The 14,995-nt window shown below is 51.5% G+C and carries 13 protein-coding genes; 9 read left to right on the forward strand and 4 right to left on the reverse strand.

Annotated features, from left to right (window positions below; all coding sequences use genetic code 11):
* Positions 1-69: 69 nt before the first annotated feature.
* Together KNO68_RS08070 and KNO68_RS08075 are read left to right on the forward strand one after the other, a co-directional pair.
* A complete protein-coding gene (locus KNO68_RS08070) occupies positions 70-1,293 on the forward strand; it encodes an exo-beta-N-acetylmuramidase NamZ family protein (protein ID WP_483299281.1) in 1,224 nt (407 codons plus the stop codon).
* A 110-nt stretch (positions 1,294-1,403) separates the two neighbouring features.
* Positions 1,404-2,303, forward strand: a complete 900-nt coding sequence (locus tag KNO68_RS08075) for a CAP domain-containing protein (RefSeq protein WP_214757786.1) — start codon at positions 1,404-1,406, stop codon at positions 2,301-2,303.
* Between the two features lie 87 nt (positions 2,304-2,390).
* Here KNO68_RS08075 and KNO68_RS08080 read toward each other — a convergent pair whose 3' ends face one another.
* Positions 2,391-2,789 carry a hypothetical protein gene (locus tag KNO68_RS08080; RefSeq protein WP_159562802.1) on the reverse strand — a complete coding sequence of 133 codons (399 nt, stop codon included), beginning with the start codon at positions 2,787-2,789 and terminating at the stop codon, positions 2,391-2,393.
* A gap of 144 nt (positions 2,790-2,933) precedes the next feature.
* Between KNO68_RS08080 and KNO68_RS08085 the strand changes: the two genes are divergently transcribed.
* Genes KNO68_RS08085 through KNO68_RS08095 form a run of 3 tightly spaced genes read left to right on the forward strand, consistent with a single transcriptional unit; the run spans position 2,934 to position 6,097 of the window.
* The gene (locus tag KNO68_RS08085; RefSeq protein ID WP_214683703.1) at positions 2,934-3,866 is read left to right on the forward strand and encodes an ABC transporter ATP-binding protein; all 933 of its coding nucleotides are present in this window, start codon (positions 2,934-2,936) and stop codon (positions 3,864-3,866) included.
* 10 nt (positions 3,867-3,876) lie between these two features.
* Positions 3,877-5,010, forward strand: coding sequence for an ABC transporter permease (locus KNO68_RS08090; RefSeq protein WP_215112310.1), 1,134 nt, complete (start codon positions 3,877-3,879; stop codon positions 5,008-5,010).
* On the forward strand, positions 4,997-6,097 hold the full coding sequence (locus tag KNO68_RS08095; RefSeq protein WP_214757790.1) for an ABC transporter permease: 1,101 nt from the start codon (positions 4,997-4,999) through the stop codon (positions 6,095-6,097). Before KNO68_RS08090 ends, KNO68_RS08095 begins: the two co-directional genes overlap by 14 nt.
* A gap of 37 nt (positions 6,098-6,134) precedes the next feature.
* Here the strand turns inward: KNO68_RS08095 and KNO68_RS08100 are convergent, their stop codons facing one another.
* Positions 6,135-8,819, reverse strand: coding sequence for an HD domain-containing phosphohydrolase (locus tag KNO68_RS08100; RefSeq protein WP_215112311.1), 2,685 nt, complete (start codon positions 8,817-8,819; stop codon positions 6,135-6,137).
* A 200-nt stretch (positions 8,820-9,019) separates the two neighbouring features.
* On the opposite strand from KNO68_RS08100, the gene KNO68_RS08105 reads away from it, so the two are divergent.
* From KNO68_RS08105 to KNO68_RS08115, 3 genes are all read left to right on the forward strand, one after another.
* The gene (locus KNO68_RS08105; RefSeq protein ID WP_012727090.1) at positions 9,020-9,328 is read left to right on the forward strand and encodes a PadR family transcriptional regulator; all 309 of its coding nucleotides are present in this window, start codon (positions 9,020-9,022) and stop codon (positions 9,326-9,328) included.
* Positions 9,329-9,332: 4 nt separating this feature from the next.
* A complete protein-coding gene (gene chrA, locus KNO68_RS08110) occupies positions 9,333-10,517 on the forward strand; it encodes a chromate efflux transporter (RefSeq protein ID WP_215112312.1) in 1,185 nt (394 codons plus the stop codon).
* A gap of 153 nt (positions 10,518-10,670) precedes the next feature.
* The gene (locus tag KNO68_RS08115) at positions 10,671-12,506 is read left to right on the forward strand and encodes an acyltransferase family protein (protein ID WP_214814555.1); all 1,836 of its coding nucleotides are present in this window, start codon (positions 10,671-10,673) and stop codon (positions 12,504-12,506) included.
* Between the two features lie 20 nt (positions 12,507-12,526).
* Here KNO68_RS08115 and KNO68_RS08120 read toward each other — a convergent pair whose 3' ends face one another.
* Positions 12,527-13,027, reverse strand: a complete 501-nt coding sequence (locus KNO68_RS08120) for a YdcF family protein (protein WP_215112313.1) — start codon at positions 13,025-13,027, stop codon at positions 12,527-12,529.
* A 186-nt stretch (positions 13,028-13,213) separates the two neighbouring features.
* On the opposite strand from KNO68_RS08120, the gene KNO68_RS08125 reads away from it, so the two are divergent.
* Positions 13,214-13,507 carry a hypothetical protein gene (locus KNO68_RS08125; RefSeq protein WP_012727102.1) on the forward strand — a complete coding sequence of 98 codons (294 nt, stop codon included), beginning with the start codon at positions 13,214-13,216 and terminating at the stop codon, positions 13,505-13,507.
* 166 nt (positions 13,508-13,673) lie between these two features.
* Here KNO68_RS08125 and KNO68_RS08130 read toward each other — a convergent pair whose 3' ends face one another.
* Positions 13,674-14,987, reverse strand: coding sequence for a glycosyltransferase family 4 protein (locus tag KNO68_RS08130; RefSeq protein ID WP_215112314.1), 1,314 nt, complete (start codon positions 14,985-14,987; stop codon positions 13,674-13,676).
* Positions 14,988-14,995 lie beyond the last annotated feature (8 nt).

Here is a 14,995-nt window from a genome sequence, read left to right on the forward strand (position 1 = left end):
TGGTACACTCCTGTTAAGAAATTAAAGCGCTTACATGAATTAAAGGAGGAACTTCTGATGAAAAAATGGATGGGTGGTATGGCCGCGTTGACGATCCTCACGACTTCCATCGTCTGGTTGGATGCCGATGCGAAGTCTGAACCGAAAAAACCAAAGGTCGAACTCGGGGTCGACCGGTTGATGGAAAACCCGGAAATCTTGAAAGGAAAACGGGTCGGACTGATCACGAATCCGACCGGGATCAACGCGGAACGTACGAGCATCGTCGACCTGTTCGACCAGTCCGATGACTTCGAATTGACGGCACTGTACGGACCGGAACACGGCGTTCGAGGAGACGCCCAAGCCGGGTCGACCGTCAGCTCCTACATCGATGACGTGACGGGATTGCCCGTATACAGTCTATATGGTGCCACGAAGAAACCGACGGCTGAGATGCTACAAGATGTCGACGTGCTCGTCTTTGACATCCAAGACGTCGGGACACGCTACTATACGTATATCTATACGATGGCGTATGCGATGGAAGCCGCAGCCGAGAACGATATTCCGTTCGTCGTCCTCGACCGTCCGAACCCACAAGGTGGGCTTCGCGTCGACGGTCCGGTGCTCGACCCGGACTACTCTAGCTTCATCGGTCTTTATCCGATTCCATTAAAGCATGGGATGACCGTCGGAGAACTCGCGCGACTGTTCAACACCGAGTATCAGATTCAAGCCGACCTCGAAGTCGTCAAAATGAAAGGATGGAAACGTTCGATGATGTATGAGGACACGGGCCTCCCGTTCGTCATGCCGTCCCCGAACATGCCGACGACCGACACGGTCAACGTCTACCCTGCGACCGGATTGTTTGAAGGGACGAACCTATCCGAGGGTCGCGGGACGACGAAACCGTTTCAGCTGATCGGCGCGCCGTATATAAAAGCGCATGACTATGCGAATGAGCTGAACGAACTCGAGTTGCCGGGTGTCGCCTTCCGGGCCGCCTCGTTCACTCCGACGTTCTCTAAGCATGCGGGCAAACTGACGCACGGGGTTGAGGTGTATGTCACCGACCCGGTTCGATTCGAATCGACGCGAACCGGGATTGCGATGATTCAAACGGCTCATGACATGTATCCGGACGACTTCGAATTTTTAGCGAACGACTTCATCACGAAACTGACAGGAAACGCCTACGTGAAAGACATGATTCTCGAGGGAGCTCCGCTTGAAGACATCCTGATGAAAATCGAGAACGAGCGGGACGCCTTCCTCCCGATTCGAAAAGAGTATTTGCTGTATAAATGACGCGAGGATGGGCTCACGAAGAGTCCATCCTTTTTGTAATGAAATGGTAAAACCAAAAATCACCCAAACAATATAGAATATAGGGAGTCCCACAAAAGGAGTCGATTCCATTGAAGAAGCATCTCTCTCTACTACTCACCATCATTCTGACACTCGGTGTGATCGGGTCGCCCTTCTCTATCAACCGCGTCCAAGCCTATTATGAGACGTCGATCAACACAACCGGTTACGTGACCAACATTAGTCAACTCAATGTCCGGCAGTCGCCTTCTTTGAGCGCGAAACGACTTGCACTCATTCCGCGAGACGGTTCGATGCGTGTCCGAACATCGTTCCAATTGGACGGTGTGCGCTGGTATAAGATTCAATGGGGCAGCGGCTACGCTTATCTGCCCGCCAAGTATGTCCGCTTGTCCACTGCCGAGGTGAAATTTACGAAACCGACGTACGTCAAACCGTCGAGCGTTTATTTAAAATCACGTCCGCTCACGACTTCTTCGAACGTCAAGTTCGTCCGGCAGGGTACAGAACTTGAGACTGTGTCATATCGCTATACCGGCACATCACGATGGTACAAGGTGCGCTACGGTTCATACACCGGTTACATCCTCGCCAACCATGTCAGCTTCACGTCGCCCGTCAATGTGTTGACCGAGACGAACAAAGAACGAGATGCTGCCGGCCTCTCTCTTCTCGCCGCTTCGAGTGAGGCGAACCGTGTCGCTCAAGTCCGTGCCGATGAGATGGCGCGTACGGGTCAATTCTCACACACGCTCAAGGAGAACGGCACACCCGGGGACACGTTAGACGCTTACCGTGTCCTATATCGGGGCTGGGGAGAGAACATCTATAAAGGATCGAGCGACCCGGTCCGGGCGGTCGATGCGTGGATGAACAGTAGTGGTCATCGTGCGAACATCTTGAATGCGAATTATACGCACCTCGGGATCGGCAAAGCGACCGATGCCCAAGGGTCGACCATCCATGTTCAAATCTTTTTAACGAAATAACCGCTGAAGGGACAGTCACGTCGTGGCTGTCTTTTTGTTCGGCAAAACAAAAAGCGGATTTGCATCCGCTCTTGAACCTGACACTCCTTATATCTCATGCTCTTTCACGAGCACACGAAAACGCGGTCGGACGGTCAATTCGATTGACGTCACGGTCCGCTTTCGATCTTCAGCTAGGACGATCAATAACTCTGCGTGGTCTCGCCGGTCTTCTAAAATCTCGACCTTGCTGACGGTACGGAGCAGTTGATAATATACAAGCTCCCCGTCCCCACCTTTAATATTGATTTCAAACTCGTGATAGCTCGGGGATATTTTAAAGTAGAACGTCTCTCCATGCTTATTCGTGAAACGAAAAATCGACTCATCATAATAGAACGGGAGTGTCGAATCCATTCGTTTCGGTTCGACTGTACAAAACGCAGAAAGCACGATTTCGTCTGGGAACAATGCCCCCTCTTGTTTATTGAATTGCCATCCTTTCATCCAAATCCCTCATTTCGACACTATAATTATCTGAATAATTAGATTATTGCACATTTCATGCGTTCCGGACAGGTAAATTCGTGACAATCCTCGAACACCTTTGTGTAGAACGAGGAATATTTCATATGCGAAAGGAGTATCACGATGTTCATTATCTCGCTCGACCATGTCACGAAACGGTTCGGGGATACGATCGCCTTGAACGACCTCAGTCTGAACGTGCAAGCAGGCGAACTGTTCGGGTTGCTCGGACCGAATGGTGCCGGGAAGACGACCGCCATTTCGGTCATGTTGAATCTGTACGAGGCGGACTCCGGTTCGATTCACATTTTTGGAAAAGCGATGCCAAAAGACGAACTGGCCATCAAACGCCGCGTCGGGATCGTGCCGCAACACGTCTCCGTCTATGACCAGCTGACCGTCTATGAGAACATCCAATTTTTTGCGGAGCTGTATGGCTTCAGTCCGAAAGAAGCGAAACAAAAGACCGAGGCCGCGCTCCACTTCGTCGAGCTCGATGCCCATCAAAAGAAACGCCCGCCCGAACTGTCCGGCGGTCTCCTCCGTCGCCTCAATATCGCCTGTGGCATCGTCCATGAACCCGAACTCATCTTCATGGATGAACCGACCGTCGCCATCGATCCGCAGTCGCGAAATACCATTCTAGAGAACATCCGCGAACTGAACCGCCGCGGTGCCACCATCATCTACACGTCTCATTACATGGAAGAAGTCGAACTCCTCTGCGACCGGATCGCCATCGTCGATGAAGGAAAGATCATCGCCGAAGGGACGCAGGACGAACTGAAAGACCGTGTCATGACGCTCGAGACGGCCCGGATCAAAGTCGATGCGCTCACACCTCACTTGCTCGAACGACTCGATGCACTCGACCACGTTCAAAAAGTGGAGTATGAAGAGCCGTACATCGAGGTGTCGTTAGACAAGGACACGCCGCTCGCCCCGCTCCTTGAGACGCTCCATCAAGAACATGTCCATTTCACTTCCATCACGGTCGACCGTCCTTCCCTCAATACCGTCTTTTTGGCATTGACGGGGAAGACGCTTCGGGAATAGGAGGGGCGTCATGTGGACCTTCATCAAATATGATGTAAAACAGCGACTACGGGACCGAGCCACCCTCTTTTGGATGCTCATCTTTCCGCTCATCCTCATCTTTGGACTAGGGACGATGCTGTCGGCCGTCTTCAGTGACACGTTCAAACTGCCGGTCACGAACGTCGCCTACGTCGAATCGTCGACCGACCAGTATCGCGAGCCACTCGAGGCCTTTTTAAAAGAAGAAGACATTCAAGCTTTCATCCGACTCGTTCCATACGCTGACCTCCCATCTGCCGAACAAGGTGTGAACGATGGCGATGCCGACGTCATACTGCAACTCGACGGACCTGACATCACGCTCTTTTATGAGGAACCGACGACCGTCGAGTTCGACGTCCTCGATGCCATCCTCGGTCAGTATACGGCAATCGCCAATCAACAGATCACGCTCGCCGAAGCAGGCGTGTCGGCCCCTTACGAGAATGAGGCGTGGCTCGATACGGAAAGTGTCGACCTGGCGGGACGCACCCCGACGTCGCTCGAGTATTTCACCGTCACCATCTCGATCATGACGGCATTGTTCGGGTCGTTTTATATCACGGCGATGGCACGAGAAGAACAGCCGAACACAGGCAGCTATTTGCGCATCCAAGCGGCACCCGTCCGAACGGTCGAGTATCGACTCGCGCGGACGTTCAGTCGCTACGTCATCATCTTGTTGCAACTCATTCTCTTGTTTTGGTTCAGTCACTTCGTCTATCGCACATTCGACTTGGCGAACGTGCAGTTCGGCTATCTGATCCTGTCTTGGCTCGCCTTGACCGCGTACGGGGTCGCCATCGGATTCCTGATCGTCAACTTGCCGAAGTTGAGCGCGACGACAAAGGATGCGATCGTCAACGGCTTCGTCGCCATCCTCATGATCTTATCCGGTGGCTATGTCCCCGGTTTTGACCAAGTGACGCTGAACTACGCGCCGTGGGCTGCCTACGTGTTCATGCCGATTTTCATGCGGGACGGGATGCTAGCCGTCCTCCTGCGGGAAGGGGACATGAATCTGTATTGGCAAAGTCTCGGATTGCTCGGGATTCATCTCCTTATCTTGATCGCATTCAGCTACATTCTCTCGAAAGGAGTGAAGCGTCATGGTACTCATTAGACATGTGGCCAAACGGATGCTTCGAAAGAAAGGACTGTGGGTGTTCACCTTCGTGTCGATGTTCGGTTTCGCGCTCATCCTCTCCTTCGTCGGCGGAACGTCCAGTTTGAACGCATCCATCGGGATTGTCGACCGGGATGGTGGACTCCTCGCCGAACGTCTCATTGACGAGGCCGAACGATTTGGTCGGGTCACATTGCTCGAATCGAGCACGGAGGATGTCTTGTTAGAAGGAGAAGATATCGTCCTCATCATTCCAGAAGACTTCACGGAACAGGCGTTCACAGGAGACATGCCCCGCCTCTCCTTCTCTGCGATCGCCGGGAGTGATGCCTCGTTGATCGAGCAGGCGCTGAACGGTCATCTGTCCCGCGAACGTCAACTGCTCGAAGCGAGCAACTATGAGGAAGCGACGTTCGAAGAGCTCGCATCCATTGAGACGGCGAACGGTTACACACTTTCAAGTGAACCTTTTCAGGAAAGTGTCGCCACGACCGCTCGGACACAAGCCTTCTTCGGTCTATTGTCGTTCATCATGATGTCGACCTTTCTCCAGTTCATCCCCATGTTTGTCGCAGACGACCGGGACGAGAAGATTTATGCGCGGTTGTTTGCCTCACCGGTGACACCACGGCGTTACTTCGCCTCCCTGCTCCTCGCCTTTTATCTCGTCGGCTTCGTCTACGTGATGCTGTTGATTGGTGTGAGCCTCGCTCTATATGGTCAGGACGTATGGACACATCTTCCGACCGTGTTCGCCTTGTTTTCTTCCTATTTGCTCGTCTGTCTGGCACTCGGTGGTCTCATCGCCGTCTTTGCGACGAATCGGGAGAAGGCGAACATCTTTCAAATCTCGGTCACGATGGCATCCGCTATCACCGGTGGGGCATTCATCAGCCTCCTTTGGTTACCGGATTCATTGAAACTCGTCGGTCGTTTCTTGCCGACCTATTGGTTAAATAACGGTGTCATCACGATGTATGAGGGACAGTTCCCGTTCCTCTCCATCCTTGTCATGATCGGCATGACCGGCATCGTCTTCCTCTTCACCATCCTCGTGTTGAAGAAACGACCCCTGACCGTTTGAAAAAGCGAGTCCCCCACATTCAGGAGGACTCGCTTGTTTATTGTTGAAGTGTCGGCACGACTTTTTCAAAGAAGACGTCGACGAGCGTCGGATCGAACTGTTTCCCTGCCTCTTGTTTGATGATGGCAAGTGCCTCGTCAATCGTCTTCGCTTGTCGATACGGTCGCCCCGTCACCATGACATCGAACGTATCGGCGACGGCGATAATTCGCGAGGCGAGCGGGATGTCATAATCACTCAAGCCTTTCGGGTACCCTTTACCGTCCCAACGTTCATGATGCGCCAAGACAATCTCGGACAAGGCGACATATTCGGGTACCGTACTCAAAATATTGTAACTGATTTCCGGATGGCGCTTGATTTCATACCATTCCGATTCGGTCAACGCGCCAGGTTTATCTAAAATGTCATTACTGATTGCCACTTTTCCGATATCGTGTAAAATGGCGGCCGTTCGAATCTCATTCACTTCGGCACTCGTGAAGCCCATCGCTTCCGCAAGTTTCCCCGCTAAATTGGCGACCCGTTGAGAGTGCGCTTCTTCGCGTGGAATTTTCTCATACAGCGTGCGCATGATGATTTGGATAGAATGGTGGCGTCGACTCTGCTTTTCAGAAACCTTATGGTGATACATCCGGTCTTCCGCTAAGTTGAACACCTCGGCCAATTCGACATTCGAGTCATATTTGACCGCTTCACCGAACGATGCGGAAATTGGTAACCCTTCTACCGTCTGTTCGTGGAAGAGACGACCGAGACGGTCCGACAGTTGCTTCGCCTCATCGAGAGTCGTATTCGGGGAGATAACGACGAATTCATCGCCCCCGACTCGCGCCACTTCATCTTTCGTGCGCAATTTATTTCGTAAAATATTTGCCGCTTCAACGAGCAGTTGATCTCCGACCAAGTGACCGAACGCATCGTTCGTGAGTTTCAGACCATTGATATCGATGACGATGAGTGTGAGCGGATAAAAATGCTCATCATCATAGCGCTCCAGCGCCTCTTCAAAGTAACGTCGGTTTTTGATACCTGTCAATTGATCGTGATAACTGAGATATTCAATCTCTTTCTCGTATGTTTTCTTCTCCGTGACATCTCCGATATAGCCGTGCCATAAGACATGGTCTTCCGCAATCTTCTCTGGCCGGGATGATCCGAGAATCCAGATGGTTCGTCCGTCCTTGGTCAACAAACGAAACTCTGCATCCCAAATCGTCAAATTACGATACGATTCATCAATCGACTGCATGACAAGCGGATAATCATCCGGGTGCATCCGTCGGAAGACAAGACTCGCGTCCGTCTGTACCTCTTCTGCCGAAATCCCCAGCATATCTTCAAAGCCCCGGCTAAAGAACGGGAAGTTGAAGCTTCCGTCAGGCAACAATTCGAATTGATAGATGGCACCCGGGATTTGGTCGGATAGTTTCGTCAAGAGGCGATCCCGATCGGCCAATTTTTCTTCCAATTGGACTCGGTCTGTCACGTCCTTGGCGATCGCATAAATGTAACCCTCTTGAAGTTTACAATGCCACTCGATTGAGCGATACGTGTCGTCGATTGTCCGGAAGCGGTTGACGAATCGGAACAACTCGCCACGTTCTTCAAGCTCCGCAAATCCTGCTTCCGTGATCACCTCATCATCCGGGTGAATCAGACTAAGAAAATCGATATTCTCTAACTCATCAAGCGAAAACCCTAATACGCGCTCCCACGTCTCGTTCAAGTGAAGCACTTGCCGTGTGTTGAAGGCCATGATGCATTCCAAGTCGAGCGTGCCAAATCCATCGAACATCGATTTCTTCGTCTCACCCACTTGATGATCGGCTTTCGTCAATTGCTGGAGTACATGGACGAGGTACAACTCGACGAGACCGAGGCGGTTCGCTTGCTTCCCCTGTTCCATCACAATCGTCAAATCTCCATACAAGACGCCATCTTGTTCGATTTTAAAGAGAACCACTTCTCCAAGTGAGAAAATCCGAAGTAGATTTTTGACGAGTCGTTTCGGAAGGGCACCATCAATCAGTGGGTCAATCCCATCGAAGACAAGAGGATTCGATTGTTTGAACAGGTCACGCCGCTGATCCGTCATCGGCCATTTCCTTCCGACCGGATGAAATCCAAGGATGTCGAGACTTTTCTCTAACATCTCATCCATGCCCGATAATGCCACTGTCGTATACGATTCGCCATCCTCTTCCATCAAATTGAGTGCGACCGCCTTCGCTCCCGTGAAGTCACGAATCTGATCAAGAAATTGTTGATTCATCAACAAATCACTACCGGTCGAGACGAAGCGATGCGATACGTTAACGAGTTGTTTTAACGCATTGTTCTCTTGAACGTGTGGCGTGATGTCGTGGAACATGACGGACACAAATCCTGTCCGTTGACTAAACACAGACATCTCGAACCAACATTTATTACGGCGGGAATAGTGTTCAAATGTCACGGTACCGCCATCACTGACGACACGTGCCACTTGAATCATCCATTCTCGCTCACTATATTCAAAGTCTTTTAGGGCGCTTGACACCTTTTTTCCGATGAAGTGTTTTCGCTTCCCTTTCATGATCTTCTCAAAGGCAGGATTCACTTCAAAGAATTCATAGTCAACCGGCTCCGAAGCGTCGTCGTAAATCACTTTAAACTCGACGTAGCCTTGGGGCATATAACGCAACAATGTGTCGTATAAAGAATGATGGGAGTTTGTCACGTCACTTCCTCCTCAGCAAATAAAATCTCTACTCAGTTTACCTCATTTGTGATAGATTCCCTATTTTTTCCGAACTCATTCCCAACTTTTTATTTAAAGTTTTCGTAAACTGCATGCTCTTCCCTTGCTCTATTCCCTCACCTTTGTTAGACTGATTTCGAAAACCGATATCGAATTTCGATATTAAGGAGATGACACGTATGGAAGACCGCGTCTTGCGGAAGCTGTTTCTCGGATTCATCCATATCCATATTTTGCACCATGCCGCGGAACATCCCGTGTACGGAGCATGGATGGTCGATGAGCTTCGGGAGCACGGTTACGAGATCAGTGCCGGTACGCTCTACCCGATCTTGCACGGGATGGAGAAAGACGGGCTCTTGATTCGTGAAAACGAGACGGTCGATGGACACGTTCGCAAAAACTACGTGACGACCGAAAAAGGACGTTCTGTGTTGGCGGAAGCCCGTCAAAAGGCATACGAGTTATTCAAAGAAATTAAGGAGTGAAGATATGACGACAGAACGTGTGACGTTCAAGACGTTACTAGAAATTTTATTCGTTTCAACGAGGCTCGGTCTCACCTCATTCGGTGGTCCTGTCGCCCACCTCGGTTACTTCCACGAGGAATATGTGAGACGACGCAAATGGATGGATGAGAAAGCTTACGCCGACCTCGTCGCCTTATGCCAATTCTTGCCTGGACCGGCGAGTTCACAGGTCGGGATCGGGATCGGGATTGTCCGCGGTGGCATATTAGGTGGGATCACCTCGTTTATCGGCTTCACGACGCCGTCGGTCGTCGCCCTCATTCTGTTCGCTTTATTGTTGTCAGGGCTCGACGTGTCCGACTCAGGCTGGCTCTACGGTTTGAAGGTCGTCGCCGTCGCCATCGTCGCCCATGCCATCTTAGGGATGGCGAGCAAACTGACACCTGATACAAAGACCCGAACGATTGCCTTTTTCGCCTTGGCGGGCGTCTTGCTCTGGCAGACGACGTTCAGTCAGGTGTTGTTCATTCTCCTTGCGGCACTCGCAGGATTCCTGTTGTTCAAGCCGGACCGCCTCGATGCGAAATCGAGCGCGTTCCCCATTTCGAAACGTCTCGGGGCCGTTCTGCTGTCGATATTTGGGGCGCTTCTCGTTATCTTACCGATTTTACGGGAGACGTTTGAGAATCAAACGATTGCCTTGTTCGATAGCTTTTACCGGGCCGGTGCCCTCGTCTTCGGCGGCGGACATGTGGTCTTGCCACTACTAGAACGAGAACTTGTACCAGCTGGTTTCTTGAGTGAAGAAGCCTTTCTTGCAGGATACGGTGCCGCTCAGGCCGTTCCTGGTCCGCTTTTCACGTTCGCTTCTTATCTTGGAACGGTGATTAATGGTGTGCCGGGTGGCATCCTTGCGACGGTCGCCATTTTCTTGCCAGCCTTCTTGCTCATCCTCGGGGCACTTCCGTTTTGGGACGCGCTCCGCTATAACCCGAAAGTCGCCGGCGCTCTTATCGGCGTCAACGCGGCAGTGGTCGGGATTTTGATTGCGGCATTCTACAGCCCGATCTTCACGAGTACCGTCAACGATGCGTTCGACTTCGTGTTCGCCGCCTTCCTGTTCGTGATGATCGCCTATTGGAAACTGCCCCCGTGGGCACTCGTCATCGTCGGGGTACTCGGTGGGACGTTGATTAATCTGATGTAAAGTGCAAGGGACCTCGTGTCCCTTTTTTTATTGGATTTTCACGTCATTTGATTGTTAATCTTTTGAAACCATTCCCTCTTCCTCGCTCGTTATACTGAAGAATGGATTGAAAAATAAGGGAAATGTCCGCTTTACTAGAAAGGAAGTGGGGGCATGAAACCACTCAAACATACAACGTATATGCCTGGTCTCGACGGCTTGCGCACGTTCGCCGTCTTGGCTGTCATTTTATATCATTTAAATGTACCTTACATATCCGGGGGATTCCTCGGTGTCGATGTCTTCTTCGTCCTTTCCGGTTACTTGATTACCGGCATCTTGATTCGCGAATGGACGAAGACCGGCACAATCGATTTGAAAAGATTCTATGTCGCACGTTTCCGTCGTTTGTTGCCGGCGCTCGTCTTGATGCTGTCTGTCGTGATGACGTATGTGACGCTGTTTGACCGCTCCTTGCTCGATACGGTGCGACAGGATTCACTGGCGGCACTTGCCTATGTGAACAACTGGTGGTATATCTTCCACGAAGTCTCCTACTTCGAAAGTTTCGGAAAGCCATCGCCGCTTCAAAACCTATGGTCTCTCTCAATCGAAGAACAGTTTTATGCGGTCTGGCCGCTACTCCTACTCGTCGGTCTCGCGTTCCGGAAGCGATTGCTCCAACTACTCGCTGCACTTTTATTCGTCTCCGCCGCCTGGATGGCATTCCGATATGTACCAGAAGCCGACCCGAGTCGCGTCTACTACGGGACCGACACACGCTTGTTCGGTCTGCTTATGGGAGCCGTCCTCGCGTTCGGTTGGCGCCCGGACACGTTTAAAGAGACGATTCCGAAGATCGGACGTCACATTTTGAATGGGGCTGGCGCCATTTCGCTCATCGCCATCGTCGGCATCATCCGAACCGTCAACGCCTACGACGCGTTCCTCTATTACGGAGGCTTCTTGCTCGTCGCGTTCCTATCCGCCCTATTGATTGCCGCTGTCGCCCATCCGGCGACCATTTGGTCACGATTGTTTGGAAGCGCTTGGCTTCGCGTGATTGGCACCCGGACGTATGGGATTTACTTGTGGCACTATCCGGTCATCATTCTGTCGACACCGCTCGACCGACTCGGGACGTTCTCGCCACTTCTTTCCGTCGGACAAGTGGCGTTGACGCTTTTGATCGCCGAGTTGTCGTATCGTTTCGTCGAGACACCGATTCGCCGAAATGGATTCAAACATGCGTTCCGTCAGCTCGTCTCGACACCGACGCACCCGAGCGCACGCTTCGCCGCCACGGCATGTGCGACCGCGCTCTCACTCGTTCTCGTTGGGAATTTGACCATCCTGGCGTTCTCTGAGTCGAAGCCGGTCGAAGATGAGATTCCTGTCGTGAAAGTACCGATGCCAAAAGATGACACACCGGACGTTCCGAAAGAACCGGAATCCGAAGAGGCAGAGGATGTTCCGTCCGAAGATCAACCGACAGATGAGAACACAGCACCAACTGAAAAACCAGAAGAACGAACATGTCCACCGGCTCTCGCGATTGGCGACTCGGTCATGCTCGGATTGAACGAATACTTGGCAGATGCCTTCCCGAATATGAAAATTGACGCCCAAATCGGACGTCAAGTTCGTGATGCAATCCCAGTTGCCTCACAGTACCAATCCTATAATGCTCCGGGGCACGTTGTGTTCCTCCATCTCGGAACGAACGGTGCCTTCAAAATGGAGCAACTCGAAACGCTGCTCAAGCAGTTCGAACGAGCAGATGAGATCTATTTGATCAACACACGTGTCCCGCGTCCATGGGAAAGTGAGGTCAATGAAAAACTCGCACGGGCAAGTGAACTTCACGAGAACGTGTCCCTCATCGATTGGCATGAACGGTCAATCGGGAAAGAAGCGTACTTTGAAAGTGACGGGGTCCATTTGAATATCAAGGGCGCCGAAGCGTTTGGCCACGTACTGAACGAAGAAATCGGCTGTCAACCAAACTAGGCTCTTGCGAGTGCAAGAGCCTAGTTTTTTTCTTTCATAAATACATAACGTCCCAACAGCTTCACATACGCCAATACTTCACGAATGAGATATCGCCCTTTCGCAAGCGGTGGGGTCGGTGCATATAGGGCATCGCTCTCGAGCTGAAAATACAGTCTCGCAATCAGACGGGCCCGCGGCACATGAAAGTCATTCGTCACAATCGTCACACCTGATGCTCCGTCCCAAAACGGACGGCTATGCTCAAAGTTCTCGATTGTCGACGTCGATGTCGCTTCCACATGAATCCGCGTAGCATCGATTCCTTGCGCCATCAGTTCTCGTTCAATGACACACGCCTCCGCCATCCCTTCATCTGGTCCCTGTCCACCTGTTGCGATCAGTTCGACATGAGGATGTGCCTTCGCATAGGCGGCAGCCACGTCAATTCGATGTTGGAGCGCCCGGGATGGTCGTATCCCATTCACTTTCGCCCCAAGGATGATGAGGAACCGATATGTTCCAGTCGCATTTTTTCTCATGTTGTCACCCCGCCTTCGTACGTTCTTTCCTAACTTTACTCAAACAAAGAAATGATTGCACGAATCCGCTCTTTTTTACAATTTCAAGTAAGTATATTTACATAAATATGAAAATAACATTTGAAATATCCAAAAATTGTTTTATGATAAGGGAGGTAAGACTTCTTGAGGGAGGACTGGTGAACCATGACAGATTCAGATAAGTGGTTATCCACCCGCTTCTTGTATACACGCGATGCACGACTGTTTGCAGAGATTGAGGTTGTCGAGCTCGACCCGACTCACTATAAGTTCGTGATTCATCCGACACCGCTTGGCGCCGGGGAATCTCCCTATATGCGACAAGGTCCGTTAGACTCAGACCATCTCCCCTCTGCCTTTTCCGATGTGAGCCGTGTGTATTCGAGACAGCTGGATTGCTTGCGTGCCGCGACGCGTCTCGTCTCTTCGATTGGACCAGCTCGCTTCACAGCACATTGACCAAAAGAACGGAGTCGCACAGTTGCGACTCCGTTCTTTCTTATTGCTTCGATCATTTGACGATGATTGGAATCGGCTGATTGATTCCTTGATATGTCGCTCGTAGAACAACCAAATGGTCTTGCTGATCACGTTTAATCGTCACGTTATAACCTTCTTGTTGTGTTTATTCGGTTTCGTCGGACAATCGCTGAAGGGCTGATCGTAACTGACTGATCTCGGTAGACTGATTCGATTGAATCGCACGAAGTTCATCAAGGTGTCGCTTAGTCGCCTCGAGCTCATTGCGCATCGCTTCCAGTCGTTGCTCCCGATCCGCTAATTTCCACGAACAGAGCCGATTCGCGCGACGGGCATGCAGTTGGTCGTAACGAACGTGTGGATAACGAGCCACCAAATCGATTTCCTTAGGTCCCTCTCGTCTCACCTCTTCGAGCAGATCAAGGAGAAGCCGTTGCGCCGCTTCATCACGGAAATGTTCATCCACGAGTGCGGCCGAGAAACGTGCGAGCTCTCGTCTCGTCGTCTCATCCATCAATTCGAGGATGGCATCACCGATTCGACCCGATGTGTATCCATCGTATTTCGTCCCGATGCCACCAAAGTTCGTACTCGCAATATCTTGCCACGTCGAAGGTGTGACCAGCCCCTGATAACTTTTGCTCCCGACGGCGATGGTCGGTTTGCCGACCGCCATCCCTTCTAGCGCAGAGCGCCCTGGGGCGATGACGAAATCGGCACGACGCATCACTTCGGGTAAATCGTCTTGCTCGACCCAACCAAGCCAGTCCATCGTCTGACTGGTCCCTTCAAGCGCTTCCTCATAACGTGATGCGTATTTTTCCCGTTGTGTCCCGTCCCCGACAATGAGCCAATCAATCGGTAAAGACTTGATCCGCTCGTCTTCTAGCGCATCCAAAAAGACATCTAAAATGAACAGTTTGTCCGCATCTAGTCGCGAGGTGAATAGACCCGTCACGCGCTCTGACGACACGCTCGTCACATCCGGGACGAATGCATCATCGACTCCATTCGGAATGACGATGAGCTTCGATTCGATGGCCGGACAGTGCTCCACGAGATGGGTCGCGATCCGTTCCGAGACGGCGATCACTCGCGAGACGCTCGTATGATACTGCTCAATCTCATCATAATACATCCCATGGATGACGAGGACGAACGGGATGCCGTGTGTCTCTGCCACCGCTAGGCCGACCTGTCGTGAATCGAACGGATGGGCATACACCAGATCGAAGGATTGTGTCACTACCACATCGATCACACGGGTGACGTCCTCATTGGAATAATCGGTTCGTATGACCTGCCCACCGAGCGCCTCTACCTCTTTGGCAAAGGGACCTGGCTTACAGACGACGGTCACCTCATGACCCTCTCGAATAAGCACTTTCACAGATGAGAGAATCTGTCGATGAAGCCCACCCATCGCGGAGTGGAAGAATACCGGTAGCAATACGTTCATGAAGCGCA

This window comes from Exiguobacterium sp. s75 (assembly GCF_018617145.1).
Classification (GTDB): domain Bacteria; phylum Bacillota; class Bacilli; order Exiguobacteriales; family Exiguobacteriaceae; genus Exiguobacterium; species Exiguobacterium profundum.